This window comes from Bradyrhizobium sp. INPA03-11B (assembly GCF_040446015.1).
Taxonomy (GTDB): Bacteria; Pseudomonadota; Alphaproteobacteria; order Rhizobiales; family Xanthobacteraceae; genus Bradyrhizobium; species Bradyrhizobium macuxiense_A.
This window is the reverse complement of sequence record NZ_JASGSR010000009.1, coordinates 98,110-124,555: the sequence shown is the minus strand read 5'-3', so window position 1 is coordinate 124,555 and position 26,446 is coordinate 98,110. Positions and strand designations below refer to the sequence as shown.

The 26,446-nt window shown below is 65.7% G+C and carries 21 protein-coding genes; 6 read left to right on the top strand and 15 right to left on the bottom strand.

Annotated features, from left to right (window positions below; genetic code table 11):
* Positions 1-3,279 (bottom strand): AsmA-like C-terminal region-containing protein (locus QMZ05_RS06025; RefSeq protein WP_353699945.1); only part of this gene is annotated, 3,279 nt, incomplete at its 3' end.
* A gap of 211 nt (positions 3,280-3,490) precedes the next feature.
* Positions 3,491-4,723, bottom strand: a complete 1,233-nt coding sequence (locus tag QMZ05_RS06020) for a cytochrome P450 (protein ID WP_353699944.1) — start codon at positions 4,721-4,723, stop codon at positions 3,491-3,493.
* Positions 4,724-4,871: 148 nt separating this feature from the next.
* Here QMZ05_RS06020 and QMZ05_RS06015 point away from each other — a divergent pair, with 148 nt between their 5' ends.
* On the top strand, positions 4,872-5,483 hold the full coding sequence (locus tag QMZ05_RS06015) for a TetR/AcrR family transcriptional regulator (protein WP_146990564.1): 612 nt from the start codon (positions 4,872-4,874) through the stop codon (positions 5,481-5,483).
* A 4-nt stretch (positions 5,484-5,487) separates the two neighbouring features.
* Here QMZ05_RS06015 and QMZ05_RS06010 read toward each other — a convergent pair whose 3' ends face one another.
* From QMZ05_RS06010 to QMZ05_RS05970, 9 genes are all read right to left on the bottom strand, one after another.
* The gene (locus QMZ05_RS06010; RefSeq protein WP_353699943.1) at positions 5,488-6,780 is read right to left on the bottom strand and encodes an MFS transporter; all 1,293 of its coding nucleotides are present in this window, start codon (positions 6,778-6,780) and stop codon (positions 5,488-5,490) included.
* A 50-nt stretch (positions 6,781-6,830) separates the two neighbouring features.
* Complete coding sequence (locus QMZ05_RS06005; RefSeq protein ID WP_353699942.1) at positions 6,831-7,577, bottom strand: ABC transporter ATP-binding protein; 747 nt, start codon at positions 7,575-7,577, stop codon at positions 6,831-6,833.
* Positions 7,558-9,357, bottom strand: coding sequence for a branched-chain amino acid ABC transporter ATP-binding protein/permease (locus QMZ05_RS06000; protein ID WP_353699941.1), 1,800 nt, complete (start codon positions 9,355-9,357; stop codon positions 7,558-7,560). Before QMZ05_RS06000 ends, QMZ05_RS06005 begins: the two co-directional genes overlap by 20 nt.
* Positions 9,357-10,214, bottom strand: a complete 858-nt coding sequence (locus tag QMZ05_RS05995; protein ID WP_353699940.1) for a branched-chain amino acid ABC transporter permease — start codon at positions 10,212-10,214, stop codon at positions 9,357-9,359. Before QMZ05_RS05995 ends, QMZ05_RS06000 begins: the two co-directional genes overlap by 1 nt.
* A 19-nt stretch (positions 10,215-10,233) precedes the next feature.
* Positions 10,234-11,430, bottom strand: a complete 1,197-nt coding sequence (locus QMZ05_RS05990; protein ID WP_353699939.1) for an ABC transporter substrate-binding protein — start codon at positions 11,428-11,430, stop codon at positions 10,234-10,236.
* 163 nt (positions 11,431-11,593) lie between these two features.
* Positions 11,594-12,577 (bottom strand): NAD(P)-dependent oxidoreductase, encoded by a 984-nt coding sequence (locus tag QMZ05_RS05985; protein ID WP_353699938.1) that lies wholly within the window; start codon positions 12,575-12,577, stop codon positions 11,594-11,596.
* A 37-nt stretch (positions 12,578-12,614) separates the two neighbouring features.
* Entirely contained in the window at positions 12,615-13,304 is a 690-nt protein-coding gene (locus QMZ05_RS05980; RefSeq protein ID WP_353699937.1) for a hypothetical protein, read from the bottom strand.
* A 116-nt stretch (positions 13,305-13,420) separates the two neighbouring features.
* Positions 13,421-15,277 (bottom strand): TRAP transporter large permease subunit, encoded by a 1,857-nt coding sequence (locus tag QMZ05_RS05975; RefSeq protein WP_353699936.1) that lies wholly within the window; start codon positions 15,275-15,277, stop codon positions 13,421-13,423.
* 9 nt (positions 15,278-15,286) lie between these two features.
* Positions 15,287-16,318: a TRAP transporter substrate-binding protein gene (locus tag QMZ05_RS05970; RefSeq protein WP_353699935.1), complete on the bottom strand. Its 1,032-nt coding sequence runs from the start codon at positions 16,316-16,318 to the stop codon at positions 15,287-15,289.
* 158 nt (positions 16,319-16,476) lie between these two features.
* On the opposite strand from QMZ05_RS05970, the gene QMZ05_RS05965 reads away from it, so the two are divergent.
* Positions 16,477-17,223 carry a FadR/GntR family transcriptional regulator gene (locus QMZ05_RS05965; RefSeq protein ID WP_353699934.1) on the top strand — a complete coding sequence of 249 codons (747 nt, stop codon included), beginning with the start codon at positions 16,477-16,479 and terminating at the stop codon, positions 17,221-17,223.
* A gap of 336 nt (positions 17,224-17,559) precedes the next feature.
* Here QMZ05_RS05965 and QMZ05_RS05960 read toward each other — a convergent pair whose 3' ends face one another.
* Positions 17,560-17,844: a hypothetical protein gene (locus tag QMZ05_RS05960; protein ID WP_353699933.1), complete on the bottom strand. Its 285-nt coding sequence runs from the start codon at positions 17,842-17,844 to the stop codon at positions 17,560-17,562.
* Between the two features lie 222 nt (positions 17,845-18,066).
* On the opposite strand from QMZ05_RS05960, the gene QMZ05_RS05955 reads away from it, so the two are divergent.
* Together QMZ05_RS05955 and QMZ05_RS05950 are read left to right on the top strand one after the other, a co-directional pair.
* The gene (locus QMZ05_RS05955) at positions 18,067-18,798 is read left to right on the top strand and encodes a cytochrome c biogenesis protein CcdA (protein WP_146990579.1); all 732 of its coding nucleotides are present in this window, start codon (positions 18,067-18,069) and stop codon (positions 18,796-18,798) included.
* 190 nt (positions 18,799-18,988) lie between these two features.
* Positions 18,989-20,674: a SulP family inorganic anion transporter gene (locus tag QMZ05_RS05950; protein ID WP_353699932.1), complete on the top strand. Its 1,686-nt coding sequence runs from the start codon at positions 18,989-18,991 to the stop codon at positions 20,672-20,674.
* Positions 20,675-20,791: 117 nt separating this feature from the next.
* On the opposite strand, the gene QMZ05_RS05945 is transcribed toward QMZ05_RS05950, so the two are convergent.
* Complete coding sequence (locus tag QMZ05_RS05945) at positions 20,792-21,184, bottom strand: hypothetical protein (protein ID WP_353699931.1); 393 nt, start codon at positions 21,182-21,184, stop codon at positions 20,792-20,794.
* A 31-nt stretch (positions 21,185-21,215) separates the two neighbouring features.
* Positions 21,216-22,640, bottom strand: a complete 1,425-nt coding sequence (locus QMZ05_RS05940) for an FAD-linked oxidase C-terminal domain-containing protein (RefSeq protein ID WP_353699930.1) — start codon at positions 22,638-22,640, stop codon at positions 21,216-21,218.
* Positions 22,641-22,800: 160 nt separating this feature from the next.
* On the opposite strand from QMZ05_RS05940, the gene QMZ05_RS05935 reads away from it, so the two are divergent.
* Positions 22,801-23,286 carry a thioesterase family protein gene (locus QMZ05_RS05935; RefSeq protein ID WP_353699953.1) on the top strand — a complete coding sequence of 162 codons (486 nt, stop codon included), beginning with the start codon at positions 22,801-22,803 and terminating at the stop codon, positions 23,284-23,286.
* 83 nt (positions 23,287-23,369) lie between these two features.
* Here the strand turns inward: QMZ05_RS05935 and QMZ05_RS05930 are convergent, their stop codons facing one another.
* Positions 23,370-23,543 (bottom strand): DUF1328 domain-containing protein, encoded by a 174-nt coding sequence (locus QMZ05_RS05930; protein WP_021077209.1) that lies wholly within the window; start codon positions 23,541-23,543, stop codon positions 23,370-23,372.
* Positions 23,544-23,824: 281 nt separating this feature from the next.
* Between QMZ05_RS05930 and QMZ05_RS05925 the strand changes: the two genes are divergently transcribed.
* On the top strand, positions 23,825-26,419 hold the full coding sequence (locus QMZ05_RS05925) for a UvrD-helicase domain-containing protein (protein ID WP_353699929.1): 2,595 nt from the start codon (positions 23,825-23,827) through the stop codon (positions 26,417-26,419).
* Positions 26,420-26,446 lie beyond the last annotated feature (27 nt).

Genomic DNA, 26,446 nt, shown 5'->3' with positions numbered 1-26,446 from the left:
GTCGATGCTGCGCGACAATCCGTCGGGCGTGCCGACGGCGAGCAGCTGGATTTCCGGACGGCTGTTCGCGGTGCCGACCTGCGTCGATGCCAGTGCGGCGCGGATGTCGGCCTGGTCGGCCGGAATGTCGTAGCCGCCGGACAGGATCACGTTGGCACCGCTCGCCGCGAGCGTGGTGGCTCCGACCCGGATGCGGCCGTCGCGGATGTTGAAGGGAATTTGCGCCGAAGCGACCGACAGCGGACCTGCCACGAGCGCCGGTTCGACGATCTGCCTCAACCGCGTATCGTCGGTCGCCTGCCCGGAATCGCTGGCGCGGATCGCGACGTCGAACGCACGCGGATCGAGGCCCGGAAGGTTCAGCCCCTCGAGCGTCACGGCACCGCTGCCGGACAACGCGCCGATCAGCGCCGAAGCGCTGCGGCCCTGCGTCAACAACGTCATCTGCATCGCGGCACGTCCCTTGGGCATCGCGAGACTGCGATAGCGCAGGGCCGAAGCGTCGACGCCCGACAGCTGCACATTTGCATTCAAGGCAAGTCCATTGACGCCCTGTCGCGCATCGATGGAAGCGCTGGCCTCGCCGCCGCCGATCTTGCCCTTGATGCCGTCAAAGGTCAGCGACTGCCCGTCCGACCTGATGGTGCCGCTGACCGGCTGCAGCTCGGCGCCGCCCGGCAGCAGACCGTGCAGCGCTTCGAACGTCACCTTGCCGCGCCAAGCGCTCGTCAGCCCCTGGCCGAGCGGCTCCGTCGCATCGTGCCCAGCCGCACCGATCGCAGCAACGAAGATCGGCGCGAGCGAGATCTGATCGAGACCGACTTCACCATCGACGCTTTTCTGATCGCCGAGCGTCAGCGCCAGTCGGCCGCGCAGCCGTGAACCGGCGACGATGCTGTCGAGATCGTCGAAGGTCAGTTTGTCGCCCGCGAGCGTTAGCTTCGATGACAGGCGGATGTTCGCTACCGGATCGGATGATTTCAGATTGAGCAGCGGACTGATGTCGGCGCTGCGGACACGGAGGCTGACGCTCGATTTGCTCTCGCTGGCGCCGTCCTTGGTCCACGGTTCGGCAGTCCCTTCCGCATCCACGTCGAGCCCCGCGCCCCAGAGCCTGGCCTTGAGCCGCAGCGGCGCGAGCCACGCCCCGGTCACGATGCCTTCGAATTGCGTCGCGCCCGCGCCGGCTGCGACCGCATGGTCGAGCCCAAGCAGCGCTAGCAGCGCATTGCCCTCGGCGGCGGAGACTTTCGCCTCGGCTGTCACGTCGCTGCGGCGAAGCGCGTCGAAATCCAGCGCACGTATCGCAGCGACAGGCGGCGCCGCAGAGATTACCGTATTGCCCTTGAGCTGCGGCGTGTCGAGATCGAGCGTCGCGCGCGCGCTGACGCGATCCGCGGCCTTGCCCTTGCCGAGGTCGAGTGCGAGCTTGGCGCGGACCGGACCGGCATCCGCGCGGAGCACGCCGAGCCGCGCGGCAAGCGCCGGCGCAAAGGGCTGAACGACGGCGGTCAGCCGGGCGAGCGAGGCGGCGGTCGCGTCGACCGCGAGCTTGCCGGTCGAATTGGCGCGGTCGAAATTGCCGCTGCCGTCCAGCGTGACATTGTCGGGCTGACCGATCTTCACGCGCTCGAGCACGATGCTCTTCGGGCTGTAGGCGATCTTCGCCAGCAGCGGCCGCAATTCCTGCCCGGAGGAGATTGCGCGCCCGACGTCGAGCGACAGCTGCGCCTCGTCGGGCCATTCGGCCTGCGGACCAGCCAGCGAGCGGATGAACGCCGCGGTCGCATCGAGATCGAGCCGCTCCGCCTTCAACTGTGCCTCGACCTTCGATCCGCTCGTCGCCTCGCGATGCGCGACCGCGATGCGGCCCTCAAGCGCGCCGCCCTCGATCTCCGCCTTCATGGCGTCGATCGAAAAGCCTGATGGCGACACCGTGACGTCGCCGCGCAAGCGGAGCGGCTTCTGGCTGCGATAGGCGATGTCGCCCCGCCCCTGCAGCCAGGTCATCAGCGTATCGGGATCGGACGATTCGATGTTGAGCGCGGTCTTGAAACTGTTCGCGACCCCGGCTTGCGCGCTGGCGCCGCTCATCGAGACCCGCGTCGATCCCGGCGCGCGAAACTCCAGCCGGCGCACCGTCCATGATTTCGCATCCGATTGCAGCTCGGCCGAAATGTCCTGCAACGGGCGGCCGCCGAGCATGACCTGCTCGGACGTGAACTCGACCTGCGCCGGGATCGGGCTTTGCGGAAGACCCGACAACACCGCGCGCATGGCCGGCAGCACGCGCACCGGCTCGACATTGCCGTTGCCGCTGTCCTTGCCGCTATCTTTGGCGGCGAACTTGTCGCCATCGAGCTGCCGCGCCGCGAGCGAGGCGCGCAGCAGCGGCGATGTGCCGAACCGCAGATCGCCATTGCCCGCGAGCTTCAGCGCGCGGTCCTCGGCGCCATAGCTCACCTCGACCTGGTCGAGGCGTGCCGCCGAATAGTCCGACTTGACCTTGGCGGCGATCCGCCAGGACGGCATGTCGCTGCCGCCGCGCTGGCCCGGCGTACCCGCCAGCGTCACGGTGCCCTCGAACCGCGGCGCGCGGGCTTCGAAGGTCAGGATGCCGTCGAGGTCGGCCGACACCGGCCGCTGACCGGGATCGATGTTGAAGTGCAGGCGGGTGCCGCTGCCATCAGCGCTTTGCCCCGAGGAGATCCGAAACGGGTAGCGGTTGCCGTCGAACATGAAATTGCCGTCGCCGCGGATCGCGCCGGCCAGCGAGCGGACATCGCCGCTGAAGGCAATGTCGTTCAGCTCGAGCGTGCTGCGGCTCGCGGCATCGTGCAGCGCGACGCGGCCGGTCAGATTGAGACGGTCGATCGCCAGCGACGCCAGATTGAAGGTCCCGCTCGATGGCGACCAGTCGATCCGCCCCTTCGGGTCGAGCCCGAGATCGAGCGACAGGCCATTGATAGTCAGCTCGTTCGCGCGCACTTCGCCGCGCATCAGGGAGCTCAGGCTGAACTCGACGTCGAGATTGGCGGCCCGGACCTTGCCCATGTCGTTGGCGCCGCCGACGGTGACGGTTTTCAACCGGAGCGAGGGAGCGGGCAGCAGGCGCGCGTCGAGATTGCCGGCGACGCGAACCGGCGCGCCGATGATCTTGGACGCCTCCGCCTCGAACTGCGGCCGGAACTGGTTCCAGTCTACGAAATATGGACCGACCAGCGCAGCGACCAGTGCCAGAATGAAGGCGATTGCCAGGCCGAGCAGCGTCGTCTGCACGGTGTCTCCCTTTGAGCCCGCTCCGCGGCAGCCTCCTTATGCTGAACCCTTTGCCAACCCTTGGCCGGAGCAACCCAAATATAGAGACAAGTATGGCGAAGTCACAGCGGCTTTACCGCTGCGAGGTCAGGTGGAATGTGGATTTCCGTTCAAGCGTGCGTGCGCTCCGGCCGTCGCGGCAGGAACGCCGCCCTGCCGCCGATCCGGAATGTCACCAGCTCGCCGGGAGCCGCTTCAGCCCGCGCAGCACGAAGGTCGGCCGCCACTCCGGATTTTCCGCGTCATCCAGCCGCAGGTCGGGGATCCGGCGCAGCAGCGTCGAGATCGCGATTTCGGCCTCGATCCGCGCCAGCTGGGCGCCGAGGCAGAAATGGATGCCGCCGCCGAACGACAGCGGCTTCACGTTCGGCCGCTGGATGTCGAGCTTTTCGGGATGGTCGGGATAGACGGCCTCGTCGTGATTGGCCGAGCCCAGCAGGCACAGCACGCTTTCCCCCTTCGGGATGCGCTTGCCGCCGAGATCCTCGATGTCTTCCAGCGCGACGCGGCCGGTCAGCTGGACCGAGGAATCGTAGCGCAGGAACTCCTCGATCGCGTTGGTGATCAGGCCGGGATTGGCCTTCAGCAACGCGAGCTGGTCCGGGTTGCGGAACAGCGCGAGCAGGCCGTTGCCGATCAGGTTAACGGTCGTCTCGTGACCGGCGCCGAACAGCAGGATGATGTTGGCGGTCAGTTCCTCGTTGGTCAGCTTCTGGCCGTTCTCCTCGGCCTGCACCAGCTGGGTGGTGAGGTCGTCACCGGGCTGCTTGCGGCGCAGCTCGAACAGCTGGTGGAAGTACATCGCGGCCATCGCATTGCCGGCGTTGCCCTGCTTGATCTCCTCCGCCGACAGCGGCACCGGCTCGAGCAGGCGTCCGCCGTCGCGCGAGCCGTTGTAGAAGGCATCGCGATGCTCCTCCGGGATGCCGAGCATGTCGCAGATGATCGTCACCGGCAGGCGGAACGCGAAATCCTCGATCAGATCCATCTTCCCCTGCGGAATGATGCGGTCGAGCGTCTCGTCGACGACGTGCTGGATGCGCGGGCGCATGTCCTCGACCCGGCGTGCGGTGAACGCCTTCACGACGAGGCCGCGCAGCCTTGTGTGATCCGGCGGATCCTGCTGCAGCATCCAGTGGCTCATGCTGCGGATGACCGGCTCGTCCATGATCTTGGGGCCGTAGCGGCGGATCGAGCGCTCGACGTAATCCTTGCCGAACCGCTTGTCGCGCAGCACGAGGCTCGCCTCCGCGTGGCGGCTGGCGACGAACGCGCCGTGCGCGTTGACATGCATCGGATCTAGGCGGCGCAGCCGCTCATAATACGGATAGGGATTGCGAATGAATTCGGGTGCCAGTGGATTGAAAAGCGGATCGCCGCTGGCCGGCTGAACTTGCTCGTTCATGGTGACCTCGTTCGCTCGCTGCACCAGTGCATGTAGCGTGGTGCGCCTTGGTGTCATCCTCAAGACCGCACCACAAATGTGCGGCTGTTCTGGTTCTGAAATTCGATACACTATTGTATCGAGTTGCATTCTGCCCTAAAATGCGCCGATGTCAAGGGTTCGAACCAGACCGACACGGGACGACACCTGCGAGAAGCTGTTCGAGGCAGCGGCGCGGGTGTTCGAGGAACAGGGCATCGGCGGCGCCAGCATCGAGGCGATCGCGGCCGCGGCGGGCTTCACCCGCGGCGCGTTCTATTCGAACTTCAAGAGCAAGGACGAGCTGATCTTCGCGATGCTCGAGGATCACGTCGAGCAATCGATCCGGCGCAATCTCGATCTGCTCGCCAAGCACAGCGACCTCGCCGACTTCCTGGAGGCACTGCGCACCGTGGATCGCAGCCGGCAGGATCCGCTCGGGCGCTCGCCCCTCCTGCACATGGAGATGATCCTGTTCGTGGCGCGCGCCGAGAAGCGCCGCCCCGAACTCGCCAAGCGCCTGCGCGCGCGGCGCAAGCTGATCGCCGACATAGTCGAGACCGCGCAGAAGAACAGCGGCAGGAACGCCAGACTCAATCCGGACTGGACCGGCGCGATCGTGCTGGCGCTGGAAGACGGCTTCCGCCTGCACCGCCTGATCGATCCGGACACCACACCCGCCGACAGTTGCCTGCGCGCGATCACCGACCTGCAGCGGGCGATCGGCGTTTCATCCGCCTGAAGCGTCAGGCCGCGCTGGCGACCTTGTGCATTTGCCCGGCGACGGCGCGGACCTTGCGCGGCGAAGCCTGCCAGATCGCGAGTGCCGACAGCAGGCTGACGGCAATGCCGAGCAGGAACGCGCTGGTATAGCTGCCCGAGAGATCATAGAGCTGTCCCGTGATCCACGGGCCTGCGGCGCCGCCGGCGAGCGCAGCCAGCATCACGGTGCCGAAGATGCTGCCGTAATGCTTGCCCTGGAAGATCTCGAGCACCACCGGTCCCATCACGGAAGTCAGGCCGTAGCCGAGCGCGCCCTGCGTGAAGACCATGAGATAGATCAGCGCCATGCTCGGCCAGTATTTCAGCGCGGCGAGCGCGGCAAAGCAGATCACGAAGCCGAAGCAGGAGATCGCCCACACCCATTCGCGGCCGATGCGATCGGACAAATGCCCGAGCCAGATCTGGCCGGGAATGCCGAGCAGGCTGACGACGCCAAGCGCCCAAACGCCGACATTGGAGCTGAAGCCGATGTCGAGCAGGAATTTGGTCTGATGCACCTGCACCGCGTACCAGATGTACAGGCCGCAGAAATAACCGATCGCGATCCACCAGAACCGCGCGGTGCGCAGCGCGCGCGGTAGCGTCCAGTCGGTGCCGGCCCACACCGGATCGACGATATTCGATGCCGGCCTGGCCGACGTCGCCGTCGGCGCGGCATCGCCGTCCGGCTGCAGACCGATGTCCTCGGGCCGCTTGTGCAGCAACAGGTTGATCGGCGCGAGCACGACCAGCACCACGATCCCCATCGCGGTGCAGGCGGTACGCCAGCCGGTGTGCTCGATCATGTGCTGCACCCATGGCAGCAACGTCACCGAGCCGATGCCGACGCCGGCGAAGGCGAGTCCGATCGCCAGCCCGCGGCGGCGGATGAACCAGTTCGGCACGAACAGCGATTGGCCGGAATAGCCGAGGCAGACGCTGCCGGAGCCGACCAGCACGCCGATGGTGAGATAGAGGTGCCAGGGCTGGGTGGTCAGCGGCGCCAGCAGCAGGCCCGAGCTCATCAACAGGACTCCGAGCTCCATCACCGCGCGCGGACCGCGGCGGTCCATCAGGCGGCCGATCAGCGGGCTCGCGATCGCGGAGGCGACAAACCCGAACGAGAATGCGCCCGCGGTGACGCCGCGCTCCCAGCCGAACTCGGAGATGATCGGCGGATAGAACAGCGAGAATGCCGTCCGTGCGTTGACGCCGATCGCCATGGTGACGAAGGTCACCGCGACGATGATCCAGCCGTAGAAGAAGGGAAGCCGCATGACCACCTTGTGTCAGACCTGAATTGAACTGTCGATGCCCGCGATTTCCATCAACCGCTCAGCGCGTGGCTTTCATGGCCGAAATAGGCGCGCTCGAGCCGGTGCGCGAGATCGCTTTCGCCGGTCACAGCCTCCAGCGCGATCGCGCCCTGCACCAGCGCGTAGACCCGATCGGCACAGGCCAACGCCTTCTCGAGCAGCTGTTCGACAAGCAGCACGGAGGTGCCCTGCTCACGCAGCCGGCCGATGACGTTGAGAACACGATCGACCAGCACCGGCGACAGTCCCGCGGAAGGCTCGTCGAGCATCAGGAGCCGTGGCCGGCGGACCAGCCCCTGCGCCACCGTCAGCATCTGCTGTTGCCCGCCTGACAGCGCGCCGCCGCGCTCATGCCGCTTCTCGGCGATCTCGGGAAAGAATGACAATGCCTCCTCGACGCGCACGGCGCGTTCGGCGCGTGGCAGGTCGTAGCCGGCGAGCAGCAAATTGTCGGTCACGGAGATCTGCGTGAACACGCGATGGCCTTCGATCACGTGCACGAGCCCGGCCCGCGCCGCATCGCGCGGCGTGGCGTTGGTCATATCGTTGCCGCCGAACCTGACCTGCCCGGCAGTGACGGGCAACAGACCCGACATCGCGCGCAGCAGCGTGGTCTTGCCGGCGCCGTTGGGACCGAGCAGCGCGACGACCTCGCCGGCCGCAATCGTCATGTCGATGCCGTGCAGCACGCGGATCTTGCCGTAGCCGGATTCCAGCACGCCCACTTTAAGCAGAGGTTCAGCCGCCGAGGTAAGCACTGACGACCTCCTTGTGGACGCGGATCTCCGCCGGCGTTCCCGCTGCCAGCGTGCGGCCGAGATTGAGCACGGTGACCTGGTGGCAGATATCGAAGATCAGATCGGCATGATGTTCGACCAGCAGTACGCCGGTGCCGCGGCCGCACACCGCCTTGATCAAGCTGGCGAGCCGCTCGATCTCGTCGTTGGAGAGACCTGCCGCGGGCTCGTCGAGCAGCAGGAAATCCGGATCGAGCATCAGCGCCCGCGCGATCTCGATGAAGCGCAGCTCGCTGTGCTGCAGCCGATCGGCGCGCACATCGGCGAGCGCCTCGAGGCCAACGACGCCGAGCAGCGCCCGCGCCTTCGCGGCCAGCATACGTTCGTCGGCGCCGTTGCGCGGCAGCGCAAGCATCGCCTCGACGAAGTTGGCCCGGCCCTCGATCGAGCCGCCGATCATGACATTCTCGAGCACCGAGGCTTCGCCGATCACGCGCGGCGTCTGGAAGGTGCGCGCGATGCCGCAAGCGGCGCGCTTGACCGGCTGGCCCGCGGGCAGCGTCTCGTCGCCGAGCGTCATGGTGCCGGCCTTCGCGGCGTAGTAGCCCGAGATCACGTTCAGGGTGGTGGTCTTGCCGCTGCCATTCGGGCCGATCAGGCCGTGGATCTGGCCGGACGCGACATCGAGATCGAGGCCGTCGATCGCCTTCACATTGCCGAAGCTCAGCGCGATGCCGCGCAGCTGCAGCGTCTTGCCACCGTCGCGCCGGCGCACGATGTCGGCGAGCGCGGCCGGGCGCGGCACGATGGCGCGGTTGCTGGCGAGCGGACGGCGGTTGCGGAAATCGAGCAGCGCCGCGATGCCGCCGGGCATCACCAGCACGATCAGGAGCAGCAGCACCGCGTAGAGGAAGGTCGACCACGCCGCCAGCGGCGCCGCGATCTCGGGCAGGATGGTCAGGATGATGGTGCCGAGCATCGGGCCGAGGATCGAGCCGCGGCCGCCGATCAGGATCGCGATGAAGAACAGCACCGAGAGATCGAAGGTGAAGGCGTCGGGCGTGATGTAGGTCTGCAGCGTCGCGAACAAGCCGCCGGCGACCGCCGCCAGCGCACCGGCGAACAAGAAAATCGCGATCAGCATGTTCGGCTTGGAGATGCCGCTGGCCTCGGCGGCGACTTCGGCGTCGCGCACCGCGATCAGGGCGCGGCCGAAGCGGCTGCGCGCGACGTTGGCGCTCATCCAGGTGGTGAATGCGGCAAACGCGATGCAGAGGGCGTAGAAGCCCCACGGCGTGTTGAACGGCGCCGGGAATTCGGGACCGGCAATGCCGATGCCGCCGCCGGTCACGCTCTGCCAGGCCAGCGCGATCTGGGTCACGATAGTCGCAAAGCCCAAGGTCGACATCGCGAAATAGAAGGTGCGCAGGCGCAGGGCGGGCAGGCCGACGATCACGCCGAAGATCGCGCCGATCAGGCCCGCGACCGGCAAAGCGGCAAACACCGGAATGGCCGGCATCACGTTGCCGGCGACCAGCACGCTGGTCGTGTAGGCGCCGAGCGTCAGCAGCGCGACATAGCCGATCGCGAGGTGACCGGCAAAGCCGACCACGAGATTGAGGCCGGACACCAGCACCCAGTAGATCGCCATCCGGGTGCCGATCAACACCCAGTAATCATTGCTGACGAAGGGCAGCAGCACGGCCAGCACGAGGATGCCGAGGAACGGCAGGATGTGCGGCAGCGCGGCGCGCCATGCGCCGCTGTCGGTCCGAGGCGGAGCGGCTGCGACCGAGGTCATCACACCCTCCGCGCGGTCGACGCGCCGAACAACCCCTGGGGAGCAGCCAGCAGCACCACGATGAACAGCGTGAACACCGCGACCGAGGAGAAGATGCCGCCGACCAGGAAATTCGCCGCCTGCTGGAACAAACCGAGCGCCGAGCCGCCGATGATCGCGCCGCGGTTGTTGCCGAGCCCGCCGAGCGCCACCGGCACGAAGCCGTAGAAATTGAGCAGTGCGCCATTGGCGAAGAAAGCCAGCAGCAGCTGCCCGCCGGAGAATCCGGCGATGCCGCCGACCATTCCGGCGAGCGCGTAGCTCGCGACGCGCAGATTGCGCTCCGGCAGGCCGAGCGCCCGGGCCGCGAAATTATCTTCCGCGATGGCGAGGAACGCGCGGCCGACCAGCGTGCGGCGGTAGAGATATTCGAGGCCGATGATGGTGACGGCACAGGCCACGACGGGCAGCCAGAACTTTTCATCCAGCACACCCTCGCCGAATCCTGCGATGCGCGGGAACGGCTGCGGCTCGGTGCCCCATTTGATCGCCGTGACTTGCTGGATCATCAGCGCGACCGCGAGGGTCGAGAGCACGTAGAGATGCTGGTCGAGGCTCTTGAGCACCGGCCGCACCGCGACGAATTCGGTGACGATCCCGATCACCGCGCAGCAGAGCAGCGTCAGCACGAAGCCGACAGCGATCGGCAGGCCGAGCTTCAGCGTGAACATCGAGCCGAACACCCCGCCCAGCATCGCAAGCTGGCCGGCGGTGAAGCTCATCACCCGCGAGGTCGAGAACATCGTGTTGTAGGTGACGCCGACCAGCGCGTAGATCGCGCCCGCCGCGAGACCGGATGCAAGGATCGAGGCCAGCATCGGCTGCGCCCTCGCCCTTCTATGTGTATCCCGGCGCCAGCGCGAAGGTGCCGTTCTTCGCGGTAGAGGATTCCGACATCACGATCTCTTCGGTCAAATAGCCGTTATGCTCGGTCGGTGAGAAGCGGTAATTGCCGAAATAGCCGGGATAGGTCGAGAGCGAATTCCAGTACTTGATAATCCCTGCGCTGTCGGTCGAGCCGCTCTCCGCAACCGCCTTCGCGATCAGCTCGATGCAGTCGATGCCGCCCGCGACCCACCACAACAGCGTATCGTTCAGCGCGACATTGGCCTTGGTCAGCCGAGCGACCAGCTCCTCGCTCTTCGGCGGCAGCTTGCCGGCGCTGTCATAACTGCAGCTCTTGTAGCCGATCGCATAGACCTTCTTCCAGTTCTCGGGTTTTGCAACGAGGTTCGCAAGCTCGCCCGACGCCATCGAGGGATGGCCGACGAAGGGAACGTCCCAGTTCATCGCGGCGCGGGTGTTGAACATGCGCGCCTCCATGCCGGTCGAGACGCTCCACACCACGATCGCCTCGGCGCCGGCGTTCTTGGCGCGCAGCATGTCCGGCGTCATGTCGGGCTGCGTGGAATCGATGTTGGCCTGATACACGACTTCAGCGCCGTCCTTCTTGAACGGCGCGACCGAGGCGCCGACCGCGGTGACGCCATAGCCGGTGGTGTCGCCGATCACGGCGACCTTCTTCACCTTGAGGATCTTCAGGCAATAATTGCGCACGGCGTCGTCCCATTGATTGTTCGACGGCGCGATGCGGAATGCATTGGGGAACTTGACCGGATCGATCAGGGTCTCGACGACACAGGGATGCAAATCCGGCATCTTCGCGCGCGCCATGATCGGCGTGGTCGCCAGCGCCTCGCCCGAATTCAGCGGGCCCCAGATCGCGTGGACCTTGGCCTGGCTGATCAGCTCCTGCGTGGCATTGACAGCCTTGGTCGGATCGCCCTGGGTGTCGCGCATCACGAGCTCGATCTTGCGGCCTTTGACGCCGCCTGCGCCGTTGATGGCATCGACCGCGAAGTTGACGCCACGATTGAAGCCGACGGTCGGCGCCGAGCTCGGGCCGGTGATCGCCGCGAGACAGCCGATCTTGATCGGTTCCGATTGTGCGATGGCGGGAGCGGGGAAGGAGAACGATGCGGCACCGAGAGCACCGGCGCTGCCCAATAAAACGTCACGGCGTGAGATGGCCATGTGATGCACTCCCTGTTTCCCTCTCGGCGCCCGTCGTTTGCTGCGGGACGTCCGTTGATTGATTGTCCGCGCGCTCAGCGGCCGCGGTTTGACGGGCGCAAGTTTGGGCTGGATGCGAAGCTCTTGTCCAGCCCCGCGGACGGCATTGCGCCTTGTTGAACTTTCATAGCCGCGGCCGCCGCGTCCAGTGCTCGGCGTTGACGGCGCCGACGGGCACCTCGCCCGCGACGATCTTCGCCACCTGGCGCACGGTCTCCGACGACTGATGCTCGATCGCCTGCGGCGTCAGGCCGCCGACATGCGGCGTTGCGATCACATTGGGCAGCTTCGCGAGCTCCGGCGTCGGCATCTGGTCGGGCGCCCGGCCGACATCCATCGCCGCACCCGCGATGCGGCCGTCGCGCAGCGCTTCCGCCAGTGCCGCCTCGTCGACCAGATTGCCGCGCGACAGGTTGATGAAGAACGCATGCTTCTGCATCCGCGCCAATGCGGCCCGCCCGATCAGGTTCTCGGTCTGTGCATTGGCGACCGCGAGGCAGACGACGTAGTCGGCGCGCGCCAGCAGGTCGTCGAGCAGCAGATGCGCGATCGCGGCGTCATCGATGGCCGCGAAGGGATCGGCGACCAGCACGTTCATGCCGAGCACCTTGGCGATCCCGGCCAGATAGCGCCCGATGCTGCCATAGCCGATGATGCCGATCGTGCTGCCCGCAAGCTGCCGGCCCATCACGACCTCGGGCGCCCTGCCGGCGTGATAGTCGGCTGTCGCGCGGGAGACGCCGCGCGACAGATCGACCATGAAGCCGAGCGCGAGCTCGGCAACCGACTGGACGAAGCCGGCGCTCGCCTGCGTCACCAGCACGCCGGCTGCGGACGCCGCGCCCACGTCGATGTTGCGGATATCGACCGCACAGCGCACGAAGGCCCGCAGCTTTGGTAGCTTGGGAAAGATTTGGCCCGGCCCCTGCGTCATGCGATCGGCGACGATGATGTCGACATCGGCGGCGGCCTCGACCAGTGCCGCCGCGTCGAGCGCCCCGTCCCCCTCGTGCAGCCTGACGTCGGCGACCGCGCGCAAGCCGTTAAGGCTGCGCTCACCGTAATAATCGCGGCGCATCTGCGGGGTATGGGCGAGCAGCACTTTCACGGCTGTTTGTCCCGAGGACATGGCGGCTTCGGCATCATCACTCGCACCACCCCGAGAGGATCAGATTGAGCGTCGCAGTGTCGTAATTGGGTGCCGGTGCCAGCGTCAACCCCTCGCCGCGCCATGCCATTTCAATCATCGGCAGGCCGTTCACGAGGCCAACCGGCGCATGAACTGTAAGCGACGAACGGTATCCACCGTCGAAGATCGGAGACAGCGCCCATGTCGATCCCGGCTTGCGAAACCATGCGTAGATGGTCCCCGTCCATTGGTTCGGTCCCGCGATCGACGCATTACCGGTCAACAGGACCTCTTTTGCGGTTGCAGGCACACCGAATTGCGCGAGCGGAATCTGCGTCCAGACCGACGCGCAGGCATCGGTCGGTCCCGTTCCGTTCGAGCACATCGCCGGCGTAGTATTGGGCGCGAAGTTGCACGGGGTGAAAGCATAAGGAGTGTTATCGTAGCCGGGGCACACACCGTAGTTTGGCAGGCTGGTATTGTTGAAAACGATCGTCGGGTCGCGAACGTTCTGCGGATTGAAATGCCATGTGGAGCACATGTTGCTCCAGTCATATTGCGCGGCAAAGGCAGGCGTGAGTGTCAGCCAGGCCACGAGAGCGGCCACGATCGTGCGCATGTCAATTGATCCCTTTTCTGCGATGATCACATCGAGACCGCCATCCCGGACGACCTGACCAGGCGCATCACGACCGACAGTACTCATCGCAAAAATACAACCTTTGGCTGACAGATTGGTGAAAGCGACGCGTCACGGGCGCCCGCAACAGTCGCGGCGCATCTGCGGGGTATGGGCAAGCAGCACCTTCATGAGTGTCTCCCCTAATAGCCAAGCGCATGCGGCAGCGCCGTGCTGATCGCCGGCACGAAGGCAATCACCAAGAGGCACAACAGCAGCAGGCCGAGATACCCCGCGATCGGCTTGATGGTCTGTTCGATCGGCACATTGCCGATCAGGCAGGCGCCGTAGAGACCGAGCCCGAGCGGCGGCGCGAACAAGCCGAGCCCCATCGCGATCACGAGCACGACGCCGAAATGCAGCGGATCGATGCCGAGCTTGACCGCGACCGGCAGCAGCAGCGGGCCGAAGATAATCAGCGCTGCGGCGCCCTCGAGCACCGAACCCATCACCACCAGCACCAGGATCGACAGCAGCATGAACAGCCAGATGCCATGGCTGCCCGATATCGCCAGCATGAGCTCGCCGACTGCGTGCGGCACCTGCTGCAGCGTCAGGATGAAGGCGAGCGATTGCGCGGCGGCAACGATGAACAGCACCAGCCCCGAGCGAACGGCCGATTGCACGAAGCAATGCGCGAGGCTCTTCACGCCGAGTTCGCGGAACAAGAGGCTGCCGACGGCAATCGCGTAGACCGCGGCAAAGGCCGAGATCTCGGTTGCGGTGGCGAAGCCGCTCTTGAAGCCGAAGAAGATCATGAAGATCAGCCCGAACGAGGCGATCGCGCCAGTCCACAGGCCAGATACTGCGGCGCGTGGCTCGGGTTCGACGCTTGCCTCCGGGCGCTTGCCGAAGACGATCGACACCGCGATCAGGGCCAGCGCCATCAGCGCGGCCGGCAGCATGCCGGCGACGAACAGGCCGCCGATCGAGAGATTGGCGACGAAGCCGAGAATGATCAGGTTGATGCAGGGCGGAATGGTTTCCGCCATCACCGCGGAGGCCGCGAGCAGCGCCACGGCGCCGCCCGGATTCTGCCGCGAGCGGCGCGCCGCCGGGATCAGCACCGAGCCGACCGCTGCGACGTCGGCCATCTTGGAGCCGGAGATGCCGGAGAACAGCACCATCGACATCACCATCACGACGTTGAGCCCGCCGCGCATCCGCCCGACCGCGCGCTGCAACAGCTCGATCAGCCGCACCGACATGCCGTTGGCTTCCATCAAATAGCCGACCAGGATGAAGAACGGGATCGCCAGCAACACGAAATTGTCGATGCCGCGCGCCATCTGCTGGGCGAAGATCACGCCCGGCAGCGTGCCCTCGACCCAGATGAAGATCAGCGCCGCCAGAGCCAGCGCAAAGCCGATCGGCAATCCGCCGAACAAAGTGAGGAAGAAGCCGATCAGCATCAGCGTCTGCGACGACGGCACCGACGATGGCGCAAATGCGTCCCAGGCCAGATAGAAACCGACGATGACGGCCGTCGTGATGATGCCAGCCACCATGTCGCGCAACGGCCGGCCGCAGAACGTCTCGAACGCGAACACCGTCATGAACGCGGCACCGACGCCCATCGGATAGAACGTCCATTCCAGCGGCAGGCCGGAGCCGGAGGTCTGCCCGGTGGTCAGCCAGCCCATCTTGATCGCGTTGAACGCAACAGTGCCGGCGATGATGGTGACCAGCAGCGCACCGACGGCGTCGACGACCTGTCGCACGCCCGGCGGCAGCATGTTGACGAATAAGGCGACGCCGAGATTCTCGCTGCGTGCGAGCGCACTGGCCGCGCCGAAGAAACTCGACCCGACCATCAGGCCGCGGGCGACGTCGTCGGACCATTCGACCGGCGCATTGAACAGGAAGCGGGCCAGCACCGAGACGCAGACCACCACGAGATCGGCGGCGAGCAGGATCGCGGCGATCGCGTCACTGACGGCGAGCAGCGGCGCGGTGATCCGATCAGTGCTGCTTCTCGTCGCAATCGCGGCGACCGACATGCGCCGACCTCAGGCCTGGGTGGCGCGGATCAGATCGACGACGGCCTTCGCCTCCGGCCGCGCCTTGATGAAATTGTCGGTCTGCGGCAGCACGCGCTTGCGGAATGCCTCCTTGTCGCATTCGACCACCGTGACGCCCTTCTCTACCAGGCTCGCCAGCGCCTCCTTCTCCACCGCGAGCCCATGCGCGCGGGTATCGGCCGCGGCCGTCTTCGCCGCATCAAGGAAGCCTTCGCGCAGCTTGGGGGCCATGCGGTTGAAGGTGGTGTCGCTGAAATAGACCGCGAGCGGCGAGAAGATATGCTGGGTCAGCGCGTAGTGCTTCGCCGTCTCGTAGAACTTGCTGGCCAGGATGGTCGGCGGATCGTGCTCGAGACCGTCGAGCACGCCGGCTTGCAGCGCCGTGTAAATCTCGCCGAACGCCAGCGGCGTCGCCGCCGCACCCATCAACCGTAGGCATTCAGTGATGATCGGGTTGGGCAGCGTGCGGATCTTCAGGCCGGCAAGATCTTCCGGCGTCTTCACCGGCTTCTTCGCCAGCACGCTGCGTGCACCGAAATTATAGGCCCAGGCGATGATGTGGATGCTGGCGCCCTTGAGCAGCGCATCCTCGATCGGCTTCGCCGCGCCGGCGTCGAACGCCTTGGTCTGCTGCTGGTAACTGGTGAACAGGTAGCCGAGGTCGAACGTGCCGACCAGCGGCACGAGGTTCGCTGAGATCGACGAGCCCGAGACCATCAGGTCGATCACCCCGAGCTTCACCGAGTTGATGACGTCGATCTCCTGGCCGAGCTGGTTGTCGGGGAAAAAGGTGACTTCGATCTGCTCGCCGAGCCCGTTCGCCTTCAGGCTCTTGACCAGGTTGTCGTAGTAGACGCGGCCGTTGGCGTATTTGGGGTCGTTCGGAAGCGACGACGAGCACCGCATCTTCATGGTCGCAGCCTCGGCGCGGCCGATGATGGCGGGCGCGGCGACGAGCCACGCTGCGGCAGCGGCCGATGACCGCAACACAATACGGCGGCTCACGCGCATCGACGTCATGATGGTGCTCCTCCCCAGGAACGGATCGTTGTTGTGGCTGCGACGCTGGCTGGCGCGAGCTTGGCAGGCCATTTGTCATAATGTATGACAAATGAAATGCGGTTGTGCAAGAGCGCGGCTCGGCGGCGGCGCAGGCACCAACCCCAGCGAGGCATCCGATGTTCCAGACATCCAACGCGTTGCGCCGGAGCGTGCACAGCCAGGTCACCGACCGGGTCGGCAGCAGCATCGTGCGCGGCGAGATCGGTGTCGGCGAGACGCTGCCGCCGGAGATGCAGATCTGCGAGATGATGGACGTCAGCCGCACCGTGGTGCGCGAGGCGATCCGCACCCTCACCGGCAAGGGCCTGATCGAGTCGCGGCCCAAGAGCGGCACGCGGGTGCGGCCGCCCGAGCAATGGAATCAGCTCGATCCCGACGTGCTGCGCTGGCACCTCGAGACCGCGGAGATCGATCGCTATCTCGCAAAACTGTTCCAGCTGCGCTCCGCGGTCGAGCCCGCAGCCGCGGCGCTGGCGGCGACCCATGCCGGGGAAGACGACATCGCCCGTATCCGCGCCGGATGCGACGGCATGGACGCGGCAAGGACCAACGAGGACTTCGTCGCCGCCGACATCGCGTTCCACCAGGCGATCTATTTCGCGACCCGCAACGAGTTCTTCTGGCCGATCGCCCAGATGTTCGAGATCACCCTGCGCCAGAGTTTTACGATCGCCGCCCCCGGCTCGCACCGCCCGCGCGCGCTGCGCGAGCATCGCGCGGTGCTGGATGCGATCGCGGCCGGAGATGCGGAGACCGCGCGCGCGGCGACGGTGGATCTGCTGAAGAACTCGGCCGACGATCTGGTGCGGATTCGGGGGCGGGAATTCGAGACGACATCGGGCGGAGGCATGCGCAAGCGGTGATGAGCGCACCTGTCTCTCCACATCGTCGTCCCGGCGAAAGCCGGGACCCATACGCCGCGGCGGATGTTGCCGGTGGGACTCGTCGTTCCAGCATCGCACAACAAGCAGCATTTGGGGTTATGGGTCCCGGCCTTCGCCGGGACGACGGTGAGGAGGGCTCTCGACTCAACATGTCAAACAACCGGTGTCATCACCCGCGAAAGCGGGTGATCCAGTATTCCAGAGACAGCAAGTGCTTGAGCCGAGAGGCCTCGGCGTACTGGATCGCCCGATCAAGCCGGGCGATGACGGTTGTGGTGTGGACGCAGGTTCGCACTCGACCGCGTCATTAGGTCTTCAGGACTTACCCTCGGAAAACTTCCGGCCGACCAGAACGTGCGCGCCTCCGGCCTCGATCCACTCATCGTGCAATTCGCCCTCGGCAACGGAAAATACCCGCCCGGAGCGATAGGCGACGGGTTCGCCGGTTTGCCTGATAACAAAGGTTCCGGAGATCACCAGGCCGCGGATCTCGAAATGATGCCGGTGCCGTCCCTTGCCGGGGCGCGGATCAAGCTTCTGATGCTCGATTTCCTGGAAGCCGTCGGCCTTCAATTGCCTTTCGAAATCGTGCTCGTTCATGCCGCTCTCCCGTGGATCGGCCGCGCAATCCGCGAACGATAGCGCCATTTTCCGCGAGCTGGCAAACCTTGGCCGCATTTCGCGCGCCGCGCCGTCGTGCCGTTCCCGCCAGTGCGCCGGACACGGGCCTGTGACCATAGTTGAAGGCTTTAGCGACGAAACTTCTGGATTGTTGGCTGCGTAGACGCCAAGACAGAACGGTTATTCTGCGAAGGTCCTTTGATGCACGACGTCTCGATCCCGGCCGCCTTGATCGCCGGCCTAGTCAGCTTCCTGTCGCCCTGCGTGCTGCCGCTGGTGCCGCCCTATCTGATCTATTTGACCGGGGCGACCATCGAGCAGGTCAATCAGGACGGCGACACCGCCGCCTCCAAGCGCGCGGTGATGACGGCGGCGCTGATGTTCGTGCTCGGCTTCTCCACCGTGTTCGTCGCGCTCGGCGCCAGTGCGTCGTTTGTCGGCGGGCTGGTGCGTGCCTGGTCGGCCGAGCTCTCGATCCTCGCCGGCATCGTCATCATCATCATGGGCCTGCACTTCCTCGGCGTCACCCGGATCGGCCTGTTGATGCGCGAAGGGCGGCTCACCGCGCCCAAGCCGGTCGGGCTGTGGGGCGCCTACGTCATGGGCCTCGCATTCGCCTTCGGGTGGACGCCATGCATCGGGCCGATCCTGGCCGCGATCCTCTCGATCGCCGCCTCGCAGGCCACGGTGACCAAGGGAGCCGGCCTGCTCGCGGTCTATTCCGCCGGGCTCGGCATCCCCTTCCTGCTCGCCGCCTTCATGGTCAAGCAGTTCTCCTCGCTGTTCGCGCGGATGAAGCGCCATCTCGACACCGTCGAGCGCGTGATGGGCGTGCTGATGGTCGTCACCGGCATCGGCTTCCTGACCGGCGCGGTGTCTGGTGTCAGCGTCTGGCTGCTGGAGACCTTCCCGGCGCTGCAGAATATCGGCTAGAGCGCCGTTCCGATTGAATCGGAATGGCGCTCTAGTTTTTGTTCTGACGCGTTTTCTTCACGCGAACCGGTATCCACTTCGCTCGAAAACGCTTTAGGCTCTTCGCGCCTGCACACGCGCGTCCGCTGGCTTTTGGCCACGCGATGGCCGACTATTCCGGTCCCTTCGCCGCCAGATGAGTCGGAGACCGATGGCCCAAACCCCCGCGACACGCGCCAGCTGGCCGATCTTCCGTTCGCTGGCCGGCTTTCAGCCGAGCAATTTGCCCGGGGATTTGATAGCAGGGCTCACCCTCGCCGCGATCGCGATCCCCGAGCAGATGGCGACCGCGCGGCTCGGCGGCTTCTCGCCGCAGATCGGCTTCTTCGCCTTCATGGCCGGCTCGCTCGGCTTTGCGATGCTCGGTGCCAACCGCTTCCTGTCCTGCGGCGCCGATTCCACGATCACGCCGATCTTCGCGGCCGGCCTGGCCCTGATGGCGACCGCAGGCTCGCCCGACTATCAGTCGTTGGCGATGGCCCTGGCGCTGATGGTCGGCGCGATCATGATCGCCGGCGGCCTGTTCAAGCTCGGCTGGATCGCCAATCTGCTGTCGACGCCGGTCACGGTCGGCTTCCTCGCCGGCATTTCCGTCCACATCCTAGTCTCGCAATTGCCCGGCGTGCTCGGCCTGACCACGCCGGACGGGCCGACGCTCTACAAGCTCGGGGTCCTCACAGAAAAGATCGGCCAGACCAATGCCTATACGCTGGCGATCGGCCTTGGCGTGCTGGCGCTGGTTGCCGGATCGGAGAAGATCAGCGCGCGGATTCCGGGCGCATTGATCGGTCTTGTCGTCGCCACCATCGCTGTCATCGCCGGCCATCTCGAAAGCAAGGGCGTCAAGGTGGTCGGCATCGTGCCCGGGTCGCTGCCAAAGCCATCGCTTCCGGACATCGCGCCGGAGCGATGGATCAAATTGCTGTCGCTGGCGATCCTGATCGCCGTCGTCGTCATGGTGCAGACCGCGGCGACGACGCGCTCGTTTCTGTCAGATCCAGACAAGCCGGCCGACGTCGATCGCGACTTCCTCGGCGCCGGTGCCGGCAGCCTGCTTGCTGGCCTGTTCGGCGCTTTCCCCGTAAACGCCAGTCCGCCACGGACCGGCATCGTGTCCGAGACCGGCGGACGCACGCAGCTCTCGGGGCTGTTTGCTGCGGCTATCGTGCTCGCGCTGCTCGCCTTCGGTGCGACGCTGCTGCAGCACGTGCCCGATGCGGCGCTCGGCGGCGTGCTGCTGTTCGTGGCGCTGCGCATCATCCGCGTGAAGCAGATCGCCCAGATCTTCCGCCAGTCGTTCTATGAGTTCCTGCTGGTGGTGGCGACGGCAGCCGCGATCATCGTGCTGCCGATCGAGCAAGGTGTTGCCATCGGCATCGCGTTGTCGCTGCTGCACGGCATCTGGACCACGACGCAGGGCCAGCTGGCGGAATTCGTCCATGTGCCCGGCACCACGATCTGGTGGCCGGCGGGCCCGCACGTCACCGGCGAGCGCAAGCCCGGCATTGCCGTCGTCGGTCTGCAGGCGCCGTTGTCGTTCCTCAACGCGGAAGACTTCCAGAGCGGCGTGCTCAAGGCCGTCGGAGCGTCGACACCCAAGCCGCAGCTACTGGTGATCGAGGCCAGCGGCATGATCGAGATCGATTTCACCGCAGCGCAGGCGCTCCGCGACCTGTTCCGCGAATGCCGCGATGACGGCGTGACGGTGGCGGTGGCGCGGCTCGAGTCCACACGCGCACAGTACGCGTTCGAGCGCTTTGATCTCTACGATGTCCTGCCGCGGGACCACGTCTTCCGCAGTGTCGATGAAGCGGTCCGCGCACTCGGCCAGGGCTAGAGACTGATGCGATCAGCAGTTGCGTAGCCCGGATGAAGCGAAGCGTAATCCGGGACAGTTTATCAACACGCGATAGAACCCCGGATTGCGCTGCGCTCCATCCGGGCTACAGACCCCTCATCCCGCCTCGTCCTCCAGCGTCGGATGCTCCTTCAGCACCTCCGCCTTGATCGAGCCCGCGTGGATGGCGCGGAACAGCGCCCGCCCCGTCTTGACGTTGTTGGCCTTCATGCACAGACCGACGATCTCGCGCACGGCGGAATCGCGCACCAGCTCGTCGGAGATCTTCATCGCGGTCTCCATCGCGACCTTGGCGGCGCGCTCGTAGCGATCGCGCTCGATCTGCCGGTTCTTCGGTGAACGCTTGTCGGGTGAACCGACCGCCTCGGCGCAGCCGGCCGCGTCGCGGCAGATCGCACGTATCCTCTGCGCGGCCTCGATGTCGCCGAGCGGCTGCGCGACCGGATCGTCCCAGATATCCTTCCGCCTGGTCTTGTTGAACAACCACATCGCAAGGTCCGTGACAGGAATATCCGACTGGTTAGACGGCGGGAACGATCTTTCCGGGATTGAAAATGTTCTGCGGATCGAGCGCCTGCTTCAGCGCCCGCATCGCGTCGAGCGCCTCGGGGCCGAGCTCGGCCTTCAGATATTTCTGCTTGCCCTGGCCGATGCCGTGCTCGCCGGTGCAGGTGCCATCCATCGACTGCGCCCGCTCGACCAGGCGGTGCATGAACTCCTCGCCGCGCGCCATCTCGTCCTTGTCATTGACGTCGCAGAGCAGCGAACAGTGAAAATTGCCGTCGCCGACATGGCCGACGATCGGCGACAGCAGATTGAGCCGCTTCAGATCCTCTTCGGTCTCGGTCACGCAGTCGGCAAGCCGCGAGATCGGCACACAGACGTCGGTGGCGACGACGCCGATGCTGTCGCCGGGGCGCAGCGCCTTGACGGACCAATAGGCGTCATGCCGGGCCTGCCACAGTTTGGTGCGGTCCTCCGGCTTGGTAGTCCAGGTGAAGTCACCACCGCCGCATTCAGCGGCGATGTCGCGGAAATTCTTCGACTGCTCGGCGACCTCGACCTCGCTGCCGTGGAATTCCAGCAGCAGCAGCGGCGTCTCCGGCAGCGACAGCTTGGAATAGCTGTTGCAGGCCTTCACCTGCGCGGCATTGAGCAGCTCGATCCGGGCGACCGGGATGCCGGTCTGGATCGCGAGGATGGTGGCCTGGCAGGCGCCGCGCACCGTGTCGAACGAGCAGGCGGCGGCCGCGATCGTGTCGGGAATGCCGCGCAGGCGGATGGTCAGCTCGGAAATGATGCCGAGCGTGCCCTCGGCGCCGACGAACAGATGCGTCAGGTCGTAACCGGCCGACGACTTCTTGGCGCGCGTACCGGTGGTGATGATCTCGCCGTCGCCGCGCACCACCTTCAGCGCCAGTACGTTCTCGCGCATGGTGCCGTAGCGCACCGCGTTGGTGCCGGAGGCGCGGGTCGAGGTCATGCCGCCGAGCGAGGCATCGGCGCCCGGATCGATCGGGAAGAACAGGCCCTGGTCGCGCAGGTGCTCGTTCAGCGCCTTCCGCGTCACTCCGGGCTGGATCACGCAGTCGAGGTCCTCGGCATGAACCTCCAGCACCTTGTTCATGTCGCGCAGATCGATGCAGACGCCACCCGCCGGCGCGTTGACCTGGCCCTCCAGCGAGGTTCCGGTGCCGAACGCGATCACGGGCACGCGGTTGGCGGCGCAGATCCGCACCACGTCCTGGATATCGGCTGTTTCCTGCGCCATCACGACCGCGTCCGGCGGCTGGTTCGGCAGCCATGTGGTGGTATGGGCGTGCTGCTCGCGCACCGCCTGCGATGTGACGAGCCGGTTGCCGAACCGCGCCGCCAGCGCGTCGATCGCGCTCTTCAGGGCCTGCGGCTCAGGTCGCGTCACATTGCTCGAAATCGTTGTCGCCACGTCAATTTTCCTCCCGGCTTTAGCCGACCGTGGCAAAGCTTGTATAAGGGGTCAAGAGAGCCTGACTTGAAAAAGTGGTCGCGGGAGTCACAGAAAAGTTCATGCTCGCACGCCAACGAACCGGGGATGGAAGATGACGTCGGTGACTGCCACGAACGAGATGCCGCTTCCGCCAGCCCCGTTCAAATCGTCCGTGATGCAGATCGACCCGCAATGGATCGATTACAACGGCCACCTCAACATGGCCTACTACAATGTGATGTTCGACCGCGCCATCGACGAGATGTGGCTGCAGCTCGGCATCGGGCCTGCCTACATGAAGGCGCGGCACTGCTCGACCTTTACCGCCGAGTGCCACGTCCGCTACTTGCGGGAAATTCACCTGGGCGATCCCGTGCAGGTCTCGTTGTTCCTGCTCGGCGCCGACGAGAAGCGGCTGCATACTTTCGAGGAGCTGCGCCATGCCACCGAGGGCTGGCTGTCGGCGACCTCGGAGAATCTCACGCTGCATATCGATATGGAGGCGCGCAAGGTGGCGCCGTTTCCGCCTGACATTCGCGCCCGCACCCGCGCCATCGTGGAGAGCTATGCGGGCGTGCCGCGTCCCGAGGGCATCGGCCGCAACGTGGCGATGCCCTCGAAGTAATTCACCTTGGTTGTTGTTTGAACGGGTCTCGCCGCAAGCGCGTCACCTCTCCGATCGGGACGAGTTTCACGCTACCGTTGCGGCTACACCCTTGTACGGCCGCGCGCTAATCCGACCACCGCCGACACCAGGAACAAGATGATGGCGATGAAGAAGATTGCCTTGGCGATTTCGATCGAGGCACCGGCGATGCCGCCAAAGCCCAAAATGCCCGCGATCAGGGCGATGACCAGGAATGTGACGACCCAGCTCAACATGATCCAACCTCTGCTTGGTTTCCTCGCGCCGGCTCTCGCCCGGCGCCATAGCTTGAGGAAACAAACCAGCAGCGAAACGCTGGTTCCTGAGCCCGAAACCGCGAAATTTTCGCCGATTTCAGGAACCAAGCTGGCGGTTGACTGCTGCCAAAACCGTTCCCGCCGCGCGGGATAAAACCTGTCAAAACGGCCAATCAGGCCCTATATGGCCTTCAATCCCTGTTAAGAAGGCTCCCCTTCACCGTCCCGCGGTGCCATCGTGGGGCCGAGACGATTCGCCAATGACCGAGCCGAGCAAATTGCCCCATCACGGCGTTCCCGAGCACCAGCCGGTGGCTGGCGGCATCGCCGCGCGTGCGCGGGCGGCCGCCGGTCCGCAATATCTCAACGGCCTCAATCCGGAGCAACGCGAGGCCGTCGAGACGCTCGATGGCCCCGTGCTGGTGCTCGCCGGCGCCGGCACGGGCAAGACGCGCGTGCTGACCACGCGCATCGCGCATATCCTGAGCCAGGGCCGCGCGCGGCCGCAGGAGATCCTGTCGGTGACGTTCACCAACAAGGCGGCGCGCGAGATGAAGCTGCGGCTCGGCCAGATGCTCGGCCAGGCGGTCGAGGGCATGCCGTGGCTCGGCACCTTCCACTCGATCGGCGGCCGCATCCTGCGCATCCATGCCGAGCTGGTGCAGCTCAAATCCAATTTCACGGTGCTCGACGTCGACGACCAGGTGCGGCTGCTGAAACAGCTGTTGCAGGCCGAGAACATCGACGACAAGCGCTGGCCGGCGCGGATGCTGGCCGGGCTGATCGACAGCTGGAAGAATCGCGGCCTGTCGCCGTCGCAGGTGCCGGCGGGCGAAGCCGCCTCGTTCGGCAACGGCAAGGGCGGCAAGATCTACGCGACCTATCAGGAGCGGCTGAAGATCCTCAACGCCGCCGATTTCGGCGACCTGCTGCTCGAGAACATCCGGCTGTTCCGCGAAAATCCCGACGTGCTGCGGCAGTACCAGAGCCGCTTCAAGTTCATCCTGGTCGACGAATATCAGGACACCAACGTCGCGCAGTATCTGTGGCTGCGGCTCTTGTCGCAGGCGCCGTCGCGGCCGGGCCGCGCGCTCTCCGACATTATCCCCGGAGCAATCAACTCTCCCGTCATTCCGGGGCACGCCGAAGGCGTGAACCCGGAATCCCGAGGTGAAGAGGACTCAGCTCGAGATTCCGGGTTCGCACCTGGCGGTGCGCCCCGGAATGACGGGGACAGCGCCACCACGCAACAACCCCTCAAGAACATCTGCTGCGTCGGCGACGACGACCAGTCGATCTATGGCTGGCGCGGCGCCGAGGTCGACAACATCCTGCGCTTCGAGCACGATTTCCCCGGCGCCAAGGTGATCCGCCTCGAGCGCAATTACCGCTCCACCGGCCACATCCTGGCCGCGGCCTCGCACCTGATCGCGCACAATGAGGGCCGGCTCGGCAAGACGCTGCGCACCGAGGATGTCGACGGCGAGAAGGTCACCGTCTCCGGCTCCTGGGATTCGGAAGAGGAAGCGCGCGCGATCGGCGAGGAGCTCGAGGAGTTGCAGCGCGCCGGCGAGAACCTCAACGATGTCGCCATCCTGGTCCGCGCCTCGTTCCAGATGCGCGAGTTCGAAGACCGCTTCGTCACGCTCGGCCTGCCCTACCGCGTGATCGGCGGCCCCCGGTTCTATGAGCGCGCCGAAATCCGCGACGCGCTGGCGTATTTGCGCACGATCAATTCACCGGCCGACGATCTCGCCTTCGAGCGCATCGTCAACGTGCCGAAACGCGGCCTCGGCGATGCCACGGTGCAGCTGCTGCACGACCATGCCCGCAAGCGCCGCATTCCGCTGTTCGAGGCGGCGCGCGCCGTGGTCGAGACCGACGAGCTGAAGCCGAAGGCGCGCGGAAGCTTGCGCGACCTCGTCATGCAGTTCGACCGCTGGCGCGCGCAGCGCGAGGTCACCTCTCACACTGAGCTCGCCGAGATCGTGCTCGACGAGAGCGGCTACACCGAGATGTGGCAGAAGGACCGCTCGGCCGACGCCGCGGGCCGCCTCGACAACCTCAAGGAACTGGTGCGATCGATGGAGGAATTCGAGAACCTGCAAGGGTTTCTCGAACATATCTCGCTGGTGATGGACCGCGACGGCGAGGCCGGCGACGAAGCCGTGTCGCTGATGACGCTGCATTCGGCCAAGGGCCTCGAATTCGACAACGTATTCCTGCCGGGCTGGGAGGAAGGCCTGTTCCCGAGCCAGCGCACGCTGGACGAACAGGGCCGCGCCGGGCTCGAGGAGGAGCGCCGCCTCGCCCATGTCGGGCTGACCCGTGCCCGCCGCCGCGCCAAGATCTACTTCGCGACCAACCGTCGCATCCATGGCACCTGGTCGACCACGATTCCCTCGCGCTTCCTCGACGAGCTGCCGGCGCACAATGTCGAGATCACCGAATCCAAGGGCGGATCGGGCTGGGGCGGCAGCGGCGGCTATGGCGCCTCGCGCTTCGACAACCTCGAATCATTCGGCTCGAGCTATTCGACCCCGGGCTGGCAGCGCGCCCAGGCCAACCGCACTCGCGGTGGCGGAGGCCGTAGCGGCGGCAGCGGCTTCGAGGAGCGGCAATCCTCCTATTCCTCCGACAGCTTCAGTCGCACCAAGCGCGGTCCCATGGTGATCGAGGGCGAGCTGGTGGCGAAGTCCACGGGCACGACATCCGAATTTTCGCTGGACGATCGGGTGTTTCACCAGAAATTCGGCTACGGCCATGTGGTGAAGATCGACGGCAACAAGCTGACCATCGCGTTTGAAAAGGCCGGCGAGAAGAAGGTGGTCGACAGCTTTGTGGAGCGGGCGTGACATCGCTGGCCTTCCCTGGCCGCCTTC